This is a genomic window from Peredibacter starrii (assembly GCF_034259205.1).
In the GTDB taxonomy this organism is placed as follows: domain Bacteria; phylum Bdellovibrionota; class Bacteriovoracia; order Bacteriovoracales; family Bacteriovoracaceae; genus Peredibacter; species Peredibacter starrii.
Genome location: NZ_CP139487.1, coordinates 1,111,794 through 1,124,774, shown reverse-complemented (window position 1 = coordinate 1,124,774; position 12,981 = coordinate 1,111,794). Strand labels below are relative to the sequence as shown.

Here is a 12,981-nt window from a genome sequence, read left to right as displayed (position 1 = left end):
CTAGAGATAATCTTCGTAATTCAGGATCTTCACCGGGCGAATGCGCGATAGGCTCTTCGCCAGACTCTTGTCCCCTACCACTACAATTGTAAGTCTCTCCCAAGGGAACGCCTCAAAATCAGCTTGAGAAAGTTCTGATGGAGTCAGTTTACTGATTGTTGTCGGGAAATTTACAAGATCTTTAAACTCTCTGCCCTGGTGATCAAGAAGCATTAACTGACCGAGGAAAGCATTCGTTTCTTCGAAACCAAAAGCATATCCACCGATTTGGTGATTTTTCTGATGTTGAAATTCTTTTTCTTCAAACTTACCTTGGGCAACATCGGCGAAAACATCACGGATGATACCGATGGCATCAGCGGTTGTTTCATTCTTTGAGAAAGTCATCACTCCTGCGCGGCCATAATCTCTTTGAAGAGACACATACGCTCCCGCCGAATAAGTCAGACCTCTTTTCACACGTAGTTCTTGCACAAGTTTAGAAGTGAAACCACCGCCCATGAAGCCGGCCATAAAACCAAACTGATCATACTTCTTCGCGAATTCCTGGTTCGTCATATAACGGCCAATGCGAATCTGGGCCTGGTTAGCGTTTGGAACTTCTACCAGATAGATCGCTGACTGTGATGAAGGTTTCTTCAAAGTAATCGGCGTTGATTTCGTTTCGTTTTTCCAGCGACAGTTTTTTTCAATAACGTCACGGATATCTTTCACTTCCTCCGGGCCCGCTAGGTATAAAACTTTCTTCGTCTTATTAAGTGTCGCCAGACGACTTTTTAATAGCTCAGAGTTTAATTTATCAAAGCTCGCGATCGTGCCTTCGACTGGCTGAGAATAAACCGTCTCATCCAGAGAAACACGTCTGAAAATTCTATCTGCCAAAGCAGCGTGTGAAGTCACAAGGTTCTTCAGGTTACTCTTTGAACGGCTGATGTAGGAATTAAGTTCATTCTTAGGATATTGAGCATCGCTAAAGATCTCACATACCTTCCCCATCACTGGTTTAATGTCTTTTGTCAGGGCCTGCACGCTATATACTGAGTATTCGTGAGTTACTGAGTGACGAAGATTCGCACCATAGAAATCGAAGTATTCTGCGATCTCTCTTTGGTTCTGGGTCTTAGTTCCGGCCGCGATCTGATCGAAAGTCGATTGAGTCACGCCAGGGAATGAATCATTAAGAGCGCCGTCCTGGAAATAAATCGAAGCGGTAAACTTCGGGAAATGGTCGTCTTTGATCCAGACCACATCCAAGTCTCCCCACTTCATTCGTTTTACCGAATCAAGGAAAGAGTCTTTAGCAAAGGCACTTGAGGCAACTAATAAACCGACTAATAGATATTTCATATTCATTCCTACTTATGCTGATTCCAAACTGAGACAAAAACATTCTTCTTCGAGAAGGTCTCGTGACAAGCGCTCTTCACGTCTTCAACTGTCACCTTCTCATAGTTTCTCAGTTCTTCTTTATAGAATCTCCAGTCTCCCAATAACTGCTGACGATCACCTAAAAAACCGGCAAGACCAGCATTGGTATCAAGACCCGCATATAGATCTACAAGATAGTTGTTCTTAATTTTTTGAATGCTTCTAGGAGTGATTTCTGATTCACAGAAACCGTGAAGTTTCTTCTGAAGATCCGCACGGAACTCTTCAAGCTTCACACCACGAACAAGCTCTCCTCCGATGAAGAAAAAGCCCGCTTTCTCAAGCTGCTGGTGGGCCGCATACATTGATGTTGCCACCGGACGGTTGATCAAAATGTATTCATTGATTAGTGCCGAACTCTTACCTGATCCAAGGATCGAAGAAAGAACGTCCAAAGCATAACCTTTTGGATGGCCAATCTTATAAGTTGCGTACGAAAGCATGAACATTGGATTTGGTGCTTCACCCTTTTGATTCACAACTTTTGATTCAGTTAACTTTGGCTGGAACTCTTCGTCTTTAAGAGAAGCATGGGCCTCAGTCACAGTTTTAGAAGAAGGAATTTTTCCAAACTTCTCTTCAATCATTTTCTTCGCTTTGCTTGTATCAACATCACCTACAAGAATAAGGGCAACGTTGTTTGGAGCATAGAAGCGTTTGAAGTAAGCGTGCATCTGTTCACGAGTCACAGATTTGATGTCGGGAATGTCACCAATCACCGGACGGCCGTAAGGCGTGCCGGCAAATAGTGAAGACATCATCAACTGATAAAGTTGTCCGCGAGGAGAATTCTCGTAACGCATTTTACGTTCTTCAAGAACAACTGCGCGCTCTTTATTGAAATCATCTTCATCCAGCGTCAGGTTCTCCATACGATCCGCTTCGATATCGAGGATCATATTAAGTTCTGAGGAAGGAAGATTTTCGTAGTAAACAGTCTGATCGTTTGTAGTGTAAGCGTTGGTTGAACCACCACTGCCTTCGATGATGAAATCAAGCGTGTTCTTGCCAAATTTTTTAGCACCTTTGAACATCATGTGTTCAAGAAAGTGAGACGCACCTGTGATACCTGGCACTTCGTTTTTTCCACCAACTTTATAGAAGAAATAAAGTGAGAAGATGGGAAGCTTTGGATTATTAACAATCAACGCCGTCATGCCGTTATCAAGTTTCACTTCTTCGACATCAAGATTAATACTGTCGGCCAGTGACTCTTCTTTTTTTCGGGAAGCACAGCCATTGAAAAGCAAGGCGAGCAAGAGTAGCGGAAACATCAACTTCATAGTAACATCCTCGGTGATGAACAAGATCACGATATTAGGCTCAGGAACAAGCACAGGAGTTCCTATTTTAGGTTGCAACTGCAAGGTTTGCAAATCAACAGAGCTTAGGAATAAACGGTTTCGCACGTCAGCTTTGATCGAGTCTTCGAGTCAGAAAAAGATTCTGATTGATGCTTCACCTGATCTGCGCACTCAGCTACTGCGAAACAAAACCGATGCGCTTGATGCCATCATCATCACGCACGATCATGCTGACCATACTCATGGCATGGATGACTTACGCCCTTATGGTTTTAAGCGCAGTGAACCTTTGCCGGTTTTCACTGATGCATCTGCCGCCAAAGATCTTAAACGGAAATTTCCTTATATCTTCGATCGCGATAATTACTTTTCCGGTAAGGCGATCTTAGGTGGAGGCATTCCTCTGCTTGATTTGAAAATCACACAGGCAGGCCCTGAGAGCATTGTTGATGAGCCATTTGAATTCTTCTCACTTCCTCACGGTCATGAAGACACATTAGGAATTCTTCATCAAAAAATGGCCTATCTGGTGGACTGTCGCCAGGTTCCGGAGGCGGTCCTTAAGAGGCTTTCTGACGCTAAGCTTGAATTATTAATCATAGACTGTTTAAGACCCAATCCCCACTCGACCCATCTCCATTTCGACCTGACTTTGGAATATATCGAGAGGATTCAACCAAAAACCGCGGTCCTAACCCACATGGGACATGAATGGGACTATCTGGATTTGGTTTATCAGCTCAAGAAGCGTGGTGTAAAAAATACATTCCCTGCTATAGATGGCCAGTCCTTCCTCTATTCTAACGCCTAAAAACCGTGTAAGATGGGCGGAACTTTAAATCGCTATTTTGTCCTGCTAACTATTAAGGGAGTCCCTGATGAAAATTGCAGTTCCTAAGGAAATTAAAAACAATGAAAACCGCGTTGGTCTTACTCCAAGTGGTGCACGTCAACTAGTTCAAGACGGCCACGAAGTTTACGTTCAACACAATGCTGGTATGGGTATCGGCATTACGGATGAAGAATATATCAAGGCCGGTGCTAAAATCGTTCCGACTCTTGAAGATGCATTCGCAATCGGTGAAATGATCATTAAAGTTAAAGAGCCTCAACCAAATGAGATCGCTCTTCTTAAGCCTCACCACATTCTTTATACGTATCTTCACCTTGCTGCTGATAAGCCGCAAACTGAAGGTCTAATGAAGTCTGGTGCGACTTGTATCGCTTACGAAACAATTCAACTTGAAGACAACTCTCTTCCACTTCTAGTTCCTATGTCAGAAGTTGCTGGTCGTATGTCAGTTCAAGTTGGTGCTACTTACCTTCAGCTTGATAAAGGCGGTAAAGGTATTCTTCTTGGAGGCGTTCCAGGTGTTCGTCGTGCGAAAGTTACAATCATCGGTTGTGGTATCGCTGGTACAAACGCTGCTCAGATGGCAGTTGGTATGGGTGCAGATGTTACTCTTATCGACCTATCAACTAAGCGTCTTGCTGAACTTGATCAACTTTTCGAAAACAAAGTTAACACTATCTTCTCTAACTCACAGAACATCGAAGAAGCAGTTCTTGCTTCAGACCTAGTTATCGGTGCAGTTCTAGTTCCAGGTGCTAAAGCTCCTAAGCTAGTTACTCGTGACATGATCTCTAAAATGTCTAAGGGTTCAGTGGTTGTAGATATCGCTGTTGACCAAGGTGGATGTATTGAAACTTGTAAGGCAACTACTCACGAAAATCCAACTTTCGTAGTTGATGGCGTAGTTCACTACTGTGTGGCCAACATGCCAGGTGCTGTTGCTCGTACTTCTACATTCGCTCTTACAAACGTTACTCTTAAGTACGCTCGTATGATCGCTAAAGACGGTGTTGATCGCGCTATCATGAAAGATAAGCCGCTTCGTCTTGGTGTGAACATCTACAAAGGTAAACTGGTTTACGAACAAGTTGCTACTGACCTAGATCTTCCATACACTCCGCTACAACTAGACAAATATCTTTAATAGATTGGGGCCTTCGGGCCCCTTTCTTTTTCTCGGACGCGTGTTATCATTAGTCCATGGTTCAAAAGATCCTCATCATTCTTAATCTCGTCATCGTAGTGGCCGGCGCTGGTTTAGTGTTCTATTCCCACAATATGATTAAACCTGAGCCAACTAATCAGGCAGCAGAGGCGGAGAAAATGAAGACGGATGCTTTGGAGTCTTCACAGATCCAACCGGTACCGATTAAAAAGTTCGTAGTGAACCTTCACTCGCGCAGTACTCGCCTTCGTTACTTAGATCTGGAAATGAACGTTCTTCCGTTTCATGAAGATCAGAAAGAACTTATCAAGGCCAATGAACATATCTTCAAAGACATTCTGATTGAAATTGCCTCTCATCTTGAGCCGGACGAACTTGATTCTGTGACTGGGAAAATTCTTTTAGAGAATAAGATTAAGAAAGCAGTGAATGCGAAACTTGGTCAGCCAGTAGTGAAGCAAATCTACTTCTCGGGCTTTGTTGTCCAATAATAGATAAAAAAAATCCCAGCTTTCGCCGGGACTTTCTTCAATATAATTTCTTAGATTAGAAAATTACTGGATGTTCTTAGCTTCTTCGTGATCAAGAGGAACAGCGTTCTTTGTCTCGTCAGATAAGTTATCTAGATATTTTTTCACGTCTTCTTTCGTGATTTTGCCTTCAGCAAGAAGACGGTCACGTACACGTACGTCTAATAGTTTTTCTTCAAGAGCTAGTCTCAATTTCATAAGTCCTCACTTTTAAAACGAAATTCTTTGTACCACTCCACTTCAAACTAAGCAAGCGGTAACATGCTGCACCAATTTTATTGCCAGTATTTTGGTGGCTTCTGGTCCTCATCTTTGACCACGTAAAGGTGATTTTTACGCTTCGGCTTAGACTGGAAAGAGGCATTTAGCACTTTCCGGATCAGCGGACGAGACTGGAAATGGATAATTAAATAACTGATCCCCATGGCCAAAAGATGCGCCCACGAACTCATGGAGCCCGAGAAAAAGGCCATATAAGCTTCAATTCCGGCAAGAATAAGGCAGAAAGTGCGGGCCTTCATCGGGAAGATCATCATGAGGGACATGTGTCGATCCGGATAAATCATGGCATAGGCCATAAGAAGGGCAAAGTTAATGCCTGTGAGACCATGAAGACTTGAGAAGTACACTGGAGTGCCAAAGAAGAACAAAAGACTAATCAGGGTATAAATCAGCCCCACACCCAAGACAGTTAAAAGTAAAAAGCGAAGATAAATTTTTTGTCCCCACTGAGACTCTAATTCTGAACCGATAAACCAAACAACAAGTGAGTTAAAAAGAAAACTCATGAAGTTCACTTCAACAAATGGGTAAGTCACAAGCTGATAAACTAATCCACTGAACAGACCACTTCCTGAAAGACCTAGTATTCCCACCAGTGAAAAAGCACCGATGGCCTTAAGGATTGAAGCACCTAGGAAACAAGCACCCGTCATAATCAAAATGACTTTATTGATCTTTGATAGTGGTGGAGCTTGGAATTGAACCTGATTCATTCTGGCCTCTGAGATAACTCGATTAAAACACCACCAGTTGATTTAGGGTGCATGAAATTAACTAAGCATCCGCCTGCGCCAATTCTTGGCTCAGGATAAATAAACTTGTAACCCTTGGCCGTAAGCTCAGCAGTCTTGGCCTTTACATCAGGAACCTTAAAGCACAGGTGATGAATCCCCTCGCCCTTGGTTTCGATAAATTTATGAATCGTGCTTTCTTCAGATGTTGGTTGAAGAAGCTCAATGTGAGCGTTGGTATCAACGTGAGCAAAGGCAGTGAAGACCTTTTGATCTTTTACTTCTTCGATTTCCGGGGCGAATTTAAGCCCCATATCTTCATATACTTTTTTAGCAGTTGGAATGCTTTTTACAGCGATAGCGATGTGATCGAGAACGCAGTCTGCGAGCTCCGGTAAAGACATAAATGGTCTCCTTAGACGGTCTTATTATGCCTCTTTGAGGAGCTTGGATCAATGATTAAAAGTTTGGCGCAGGCACGGCGTTATCACAGGCATCCTCAGCATTTGGATCAAATGTTGGGATCGTTTCCTGAACTGGCGGCGTACAAGTTCCGTTCTTACAATCACCGTACTCCATGGTGTTATAACAGTGCTGACGGCAAGTTACATTACCTGAAGTATCTGTACCGGTTTTCACCACCAGACACTTAACGACCGGAGATTTCTGACACCATTCCTTCGCTATACAATAATCCCCGATTGGTTTACTGCACAGAACGGCCGGTGTGATGATCGTATTGTGAGGAGCACACTGACCTGAAGTACGGTTACAACATAAGCTTGAACATTCAAGATCTGTTGAACAACTGTCGCCAATTGGTCGGTTGCCTTGTGTGCTTGAAGAATCAAAACATTGAGAAACAAGTGACTGGTCCCAACAACGATTGTTAAAACAACATTCAGAGCTTCCACAACCAGCGTTTGAAGAACAGCTCTTGAAGTTTGTATAAAGAACTTCGTTACCAGTATCAGTACGATATTGAGTCGGACGAACCAGTTGAAGTTTTACATCATTTGCAACTGCGATGATGTAGTCGTTAGCGTTGTCATCTTTCGCGATAATTTCAATTGTAGAAGAAACGTTACATGAACCGATGTGCTCGAGATCAGTGTTACGGCTTTGAGCACGAGCGTTCGAACCATCCATCCATAATGTTTTACCGGCAACCGAAAGACCCTGTTCAGTACGAATACCTTCCACATCATTTGAAGCAAGGTGGGCCACATTTGCTGTCAAATCAAGTTTCGTCGCTAGCGGGAACATATATGAGTTGTAATAAATCTTGTTCTGAACCGGAGCTGTCTGACTATCGTCCGGAAGAGGACTTGTCATATAGATCGGATAATCCACCCAAGAGTTCTCTTTGAAGAGACGTTTCGGGCCATCCAGCTTGGCGAACTTAAACTGCCATTCACCAGAGTTAACCAAACGATAAGGACCACGATAATAATACTGGCTTCCAAGAATTGTTACTGGGTCCCAGATGCTTGTTGGATAAGTAAATGTAATCGCCGATGAGTCTGAAGAATTCACAGGAACGGCCGCTTCACTGAATTTATAAGTACCAGCAATGTTTGTGGCAGTTGTTGGCATTGTATCTGGAAGTGGCTTAAGAATTTTCTGACTCATGTAATCCTGGTAATAAGCACTACCAGTCACACTCTTCACCTGAGGAAGTGATGGAGTGATAGGAACTTTTACCGAACCAGATTGTTTTACCAGACCTTGGTCCAGGATTTTTGCATAAGAATAAAGACACTCTTCATCAGGTTGGCTTGAGTTAGATTGAATACCGTCACACGCGCCCACACCCTGAAAAGTCGGATCATCTTCAACGCGAAGACCACGACAATAAAGACCTGTATCTCGATTGTCCTGAACAGGTGTATCACCATTGGCGAAATTATATTCGTTATAGTCGAAGAGATCATATGGAAGACGAATATTGCGGAAAGGTTCTGAACGTAAATCAAGCACGATTACACTCACAGAAGTCTGCGGAGTAATACCAGGTGCCTGTGTGACAGTACCACTAATCGTAACTGGCTCACGGCCCACACCAAATTTGAAACGCACTCTTACGTGACGATCAGAAAGTGTGCCGATATTGATACCTGCTACATACAAACGACCAGCGAAGTTTTTTGGAATAGAAAGCTTACGCACATAACTACCACCACCTGATAAACCAGTGCCAGTTGAGTAGCTTGTGTCTGTCGAAAGATTTGGTTCGATTAAGTGACGGATTTCAACTTTCGGAGGAAGAGAAGTTTCACCTGAGGTTGTACTACCAGTTGTTGTTCCCGCACAGTTTCCCGTACATGAACCGCCAGAGACACCACCTGAAGTTTCGCCGATTTGATTTGAGCGAGTTGAGGTTGGCATATCTGCAGGCGTACAACTTGCGAGCAATAAAGACATCGCAATCAACTGACTTAAAATTTTCTTCCCGAAATTAAATTTATCCATGGTCATAGACCTCAATAGTTCTATCGGACCTATTTTCTTAAATTCTTAAAATTATTATCGGGGGAGAAAGGATTGCCGGGGGAATCTTCAGGAACTCTCCCCTCTTTTAGAGGGGTTAGAGTTCTTGAAAAGGATGGTCGGAATTTAAAATTGCCAGCTTTTGCGGGCAGGCCTTGTTTTAGGCTACTTAAGCGCCTCATTGAGAACGGCCGCCAGGCGAATACCTGCTTGAAACAGACGCTGTTCCATCACCGGCACGAACTTGTACGAATACTCGTAACCGATCTTTGGAATCTCTTCAGCTGTCGCCTCTTTTTTACAATAGGACTTCATGGCCCCTGGTTCAGAAGAACGGTTCACTTCATCCGGATAAATTTCGTTACGAAGTGTTTTAGATTCTTGTGCCCAATCCAGAAGATCGCCTTTTTTCCAAGCGGCGATATTGTCCAGTGAACGGCCTTGAGAAACAAATTGCGCCATTTCAGTGAAACTAAGTTTTGTGAAATCAATCATCCCTTCATCCCAAAGAGCGTGAAGGTTCATTGATTGACCTTGGAAAACCACCTTACAGTAGTTACCCCCACGATCGACACCATTGCCCACGTGAAGTGGCTGGTGAAGATCACCCATTAAGTGAGTGATGAATTTAATCGCGAAGACTTTTTTCTCCTGAGCAGCGGCCGGATCTTTTAGAACGGCAATTTGCTCACGAAGTGAAGTGATGAGTTTTCCTGATGAGTTTGTCTCATCGTGATTGTGCATTTCATCTGCCCAATCCGTGTAGTGCCAGTTGTAGGTATGAGAATAAGTCTGTGGTTCAGACTTAATTTCATCCGGCCAGTTCGCTACTCGAGCAAGTGACTGCCCACCCAAGAGTTGAAAAATCTTGTAGTGAACATCTACCGTAAGATGTCTTTCTGCGACCTGTCCCACCACTCGGTGGCCAGTTGGTCCCCATGCAAAAGCGTTAGCTGAAAGAAGTGTCAGAGCAAACAATAATGTTTTCATTCAATCTCCTCAAAAGTTCCGCGACTTTTATCTTTTCTAAATTTAGGGACGATAAAGAGTTTTCCATGAAATGTGACGTAGTAACCTGGCTGCAAAATACGAGCGGCGAAAATCGCCTCGATTACATTCTGAGCGGCGTCTGAATCATCAAATCCAAGGGGCTTCATGGCACCAGTGAAAACCACCGGAACCGTCACCTCTGGGTAATGTTCAAAGCAGTAACGAGATGTAAGATCCATCGTGTCCGTACCGTGAAGAATCACGATTGGATGGCCACCCTTCTCGTGGGCCTTGATGGAATTCAGGATAAACGCGCGATCGTTCTCATCCATATACAGTGAGTCTTTCGACATGATCTGTTTCACCGTAATGTCGGTATAAGGCAGGCGCAGCTTCTGAAGAATTTTATTTTTTACAATCGTATCGCGATTTTGAAGAGAGCCTTCAAACTCGTCGTAAATTTTCTCGATGGTGCCACCGGTAGCGAGAATATTAAGTGGCATGATTTCGTTCGACATAATTTCGTTTCAAACCCTTGACGTTAATCTGTATGAACCCATATTTTGTATGACTTCTTAAACCTATTGAATAGACGACAATATGACACCACTATTGGAGAGAGTATGACAACCCGTAAAGGCTCGATTTCAGTAAAAACAAATGACATTTTCCCCATTATCAAGAAGTGGCTTTACTCAGAGCACGATATTTTTATTCGTGAGCTAGTTTCTAACGCTTGTGACGCGATCACCAAAAGATCGACCCTGGCCCGTTCAGAGGGTCATGAGACACCGGCCGGTAAAGTTTCAATTCTTCTCAATAAAGAAGCCAAGACCATTACCATTTCAGATAACGGTCTTGGGATGAATGAAAGTGAAGTTGAAAAATACATCGCTCAACTCGCCTTCTCTGGCGCGGAAGAATTCGTTCAGAAAATGAAAACCATGGGCAACAACACTGCCAAGGACGAAATCATTGGTAAGTTCGGTCTGGGTTTCTACTCGGCCTTCATGGTTGCCGCAAAAGTTGAAGTTGAATCTCTTTCTATGCAGCCGGGTTCAAAACCAACTAAATGGACTTGTCTCGGAGATACTGAATATGAGTTCTCTGAGTCAACGAAATCAGAAGTGGGAACTACTATCACGCTTCATATCGCAGAAGACTCATTGGATTTCTTGGATAAATGGAAATTCAATGAAACACTGACTCGTTACTGTTCATTCATGCCTTATCCGATTGGTCTTATGGATCTATCAAATAAAGAAGCAACAGAAGAAATCATTAACGAGACAACTCCCCTTTGGAAAAAAGATCCGACCACACTTAAGGATGAGGACTACAAAGAGTTCTACCGTAAGATGTTCCCAATGGATCCAGAGCCGCTATTCTGGTTACACTTAAATGTTGATCACCCGTTCACACTTCAAGGTGTGTTGTTCTTCCCCAAGCTGAATCAAAGTAAGCCGATTCAGGAAAATGGTATTCAGCTTTACTCGAAACAAGTATTCGTTTCAGACAGCGTGAAAAACATTGTGCCTGATTTCTTGGGGCTTTTAAAAGGTGCCATTGATTCAGTGGATATTCCGCTAAACGTTTCGCGTTCATCACTTCAAGGTGATCCGAACATCAAGAAGATCTCGAACTACATCATCAAGAAAGTTTCTGAGTCACTTAAGAAGCTCTTTAACTCTGATCGTGAACGTTATGAGAAGGCCTGGGAAGATATCGGTCTTTTTGTAAAATACGGTTGTATGCAGGATGAGAAGTTTGATGAAGTGATGAGAAAATTCGTGCTGTTTAAAAACACAGACGGAAAACTTGTGACACTTGAAGACTATCAGGCATCAGTTCCGGAAGCGTACAAAGAGAAGCTTAAAGATAAGTACGTTTACTTTGAGAAGAACCTAAGTGATGAGTCTCTTCGTAAACAACTTCAGGCCGAAGGCATTCAGGTCCTTGAGACAGATCAATACATTGATCCGCACTTCATGCAGCACTGTGAGATGAAGAAAGTCGGCGAGCAGACTTTCAAGTTCGCTTCAATTGATTCTGAGATCGAAAACCTTCTTGAAGCAACTGACACCCATGCTGATGACATCAAGATCAAGGACTTCTTTAAGCAAGTTCTGGTTGGCGACAATAAAGAAAAAGAAATGACGTTGGATGTGGACGTGAAGAGCCTTAAAAACGCTTCTTCATCGGCCTACTTCAAAGTTGATGAGCAAATGAAGCGCTTCCAGCAGATGACTAAGTCGATGGGTAACAGCGCGTTCAGCATGCCAGTGAAGAAGACCTTGGTGGTAAACCCTCGCAATACCCTGATTAAGAACGCACTTAAGATTTGGGAAAAGGGTGAGAAGAAAGAACTAGCTGAGAAGATCGTTCATCACGTTCAGGATCTTGCTAGTCTTTCATCAGAAGGTCTGACTTCTGAGGACAAAGAGAAGTTTGTTTCTCGTTCTCAGTCTTTAGTTCAGGAACTTTCTCAGTTCATCGTTTAATCAAAATAAAAAAAAGGCCTTCATTCGAAGGCCTTTTTCAACAAAACAAAATCCCCAATTACTTAGTTCACGATGTCCTGATAATCCATGTGTGTGACGTGGAAATCAGAAGTCGATGTTTCATCTTTGTTATAACCGCGCTCAAGGTGCTCGATTGGAAGAACACGGCCGTTCTTCAATGAATCACGGTTACGGTGAACCAGTTGATTCTCTTCTTTTTCCTCAGCTTCTTTACAGTGAATGCAAAGGTCAGCAGTCGGACGAGCTAGTAGACGGTTATGAGTAATTTCGGCGCCGCACTCTTCGCACTCGCCAAAAGTTCCATCTTCAATTTTCTGAAGAGACTTGCGTACTTTCTTTAGATACACAGCATTTCTTGCTTTGAGGCGGAAATCCATTTGGTTTTCTTTCTCAACAGAAACAATGTCTACTTCATCACCTTCAAGGCTCACCGGCGAGAGTTTGCCTTCAAAGATTTCTTCTTCAGAAAGGATTTCCATGAAGAGGTTCTTGAAGTGTTCGATTGTTGCTTTTTCCATAAAGCTCTCCTTAAAAGTGATTCTCATCCTTGATGTTAATTCGATCTTAATTCCTTTAAAATCGAAGGCCATTCCATGGCGAGACCGGGGGGACTTCCGTTTCTTACAGGTACTCATCCTTGAGTAAACCCACCGTTCTCTCGGGAACCATAGAGCAGGATTCGTGCC

At 43.1% G+C, this 12,981-nt stretch carries 13 protein-coding genes; 4 read left to right on the top strand and 9 right to left on the bottom strand.

The window, feature by feature from the left end; genetic code table 11:
- Both SOO65_RS05620 and SOO65_RS05615 read right to left on the bottom strand, forming a co-directional pair.
- The gene (locus SOO65_RS05620; RefSeq protein ID WP_321398210.1) at positions 1-1,347 is read right to left on the bottom strand and encodes a M16 family metallopeptidase; all 1,347 of its coding nucleotides are present in this window, start codon (positions 1,345-1,347) and stop codon (positions 1-3) included.
- Between the two features lie 8 nt (positions 1,348-1,355).
- Entirely contained in the window at positions 1,356-2,711 is a 1,356-nt protein-coding gene (locus SOO65_RS05615) for a M16 family metallopeptidase (protein ID WP_321398208.1), read from the bottom strand.
- 16 nt (positions 2,712-2,727) lie between these two features.
- Here SOO65_RS05615 and SOO65_RS05610 point away from each other — a divergent pair, with 16 nt between their 5' ends.
- The 3 genes from SOO65_RS05610 to SOO65_RS05600 all read left to right on the top strand — a co-directional run bounded on the left by SOO65_RS05610 (position 2,728) and on the right by SOO65_RS05600 (position 5,241).
- Positions 2,728-3,543 carry an MBL fold metallo-hydrolase gene (locus SOO65_RS05610; RefSeq protein ID WP_321398206.1) on the top strand — a complete coding sequence of 272 codons (816 nt, stop codon included), beginning with the start codon at positions 2,728-2,730 and terminating at the stop codon, positions 3,541-3,543.
- 67 nt (positions 3,544-3,610) lie between these two features.
- Entirely contained in the window at positions 3,611-4,729 is a 1,119-nt protein-coding gene (ald, locus tag SOO65_RS05605; RefSeq protein WP_321398204.1) for an alanine dehydrogenase, read from the top strand.
- A gap of 56 nt (positions 4,730-4,785) precedes the next feature.
- The gene (locus tag SOO65_RS05600) at positions 4,786-5,241 is read left to right on the top strand and encodes a flagellar basal body-associated FliL family protein (protein ID WP_321398202.1); all 456 of its coding nucleotides are present in this window, start codon (positions 4,786-4,788) and stop codon (positions 5,239-5,241) included.
- Between the two features lie 63 nt (positions 5,242-5,304).
- On the opposite strand, the gene SOO65_RS05595 is transcribed toward SOO65_RS05600, so the two are convergent.
- The 6 genes from SOO65_RS05595 to SOO65_RS05570 all read right to left on the bottom strand — a co-directional run bounded on the left by SOO65_RS05595 (position 5,305) and on the right by SOO65_RS05570 (position 10,291).
- On the bottom strand, positions 5,305-5,478 hold the full coding sequence (locus SOO65_RS05595; RefSeq protein WP_321398200.1) for a hypothetical protein: 174 nt from the start codon (positions 5,476-5,478) through the stop codon (positions 5,305-5,307).
- 77 nt (positions 5,479-5,555) lie between these two features.
- A complete protein-coding gene (locus tag SOO65_RS05590) occupies positions 5,556-6,275 on the bottom strand; it encodes a rhomboid family intramembrane serine protease (RefSeq protein WP_321398198.1) in 720 nt (239 codons plus the stop codon).
- Entirely contained in the window at positions 6,272-6,697 is a 426-nt protein-coding gene (mce, locus tag SOO65_RS05585) for a methylmalonyl-CoA epimerase (RefSeq protein ID WP_321398195.1), read from the bottom strand. The genes SOO65_RS05590 and mce overlap by 4 nt, the downstream gene beginning before the upstream one ends.
- A gap of 55 nt (positions 6,698-6,752) precedes the next feature.
- Positions 6,753-8,765, bottom strand: a complete 2,013-nt coding sequence (locus SOO65_RS05580; RefSeq protein WP_321398193.1) for a hypothetical protein — start codon at positions 8,763-8,765, stop codon at positions 6,753-6,755.
- A 183-nt stretch (positions 8,766-8,948) separates the two neighbouring features.
- Entirely contained in the window at positions 8,949-9,773 is an 825-nt protein-coding gene (locus SOO65_RS05575) for a S1/P1 nuclease (protein ID WP_321398191.1), read from the bottom strand.
- Positions 9,770-10,291 (bottom strand): asparaginase domain-containing protein, encoded by a 522-nt coding sequence (locus SOO65_RS05570; RefSeq protein WP_321398188.1) that lies wholly within the window; start codon positions 10,289-10,291, stop codon positions 9,770-9,772. Before SOO65_RS05570 ends, SOO65_RS05575 begins: the two co-directional genes overlap by 4 nt.
- Before the next feature lie 105 nt (positions 10,292-10,396).
- On the opposite strand from SOO65_RS05570, the gene htpG reads away from it, so the two are divergent.
- Complete coding sequence (htpG, locus tag SOO65_RS05565; RefSeq protein WP_321398186.1) at positions 10,397-12,274, top strand: molecular chaperone HtpG; 1,878 nt, start codon at positions 10,397-10,399, stop codon at positions 12,272-12,274.
- A gap of 62 nt (positions 12,275-12,336) precedes the next feature.
- Here htpG and SOO65_RS05560 read toward each other — a convergent pair whose 3' ends face one another.
- Positions 12,337-12,813 (bottom strand): TraR/DksA family transcriptional regulator, encoded by a 477-nt coding sequence (locus SOO65_RS05560; protein WP_321398184.1) that lies wholly within the window; start codon positions 12,811-12,813, stop codon positions 12,337-12,339.
- Positions 12,814-12,981: the final 168 nt, after the last annotated feature.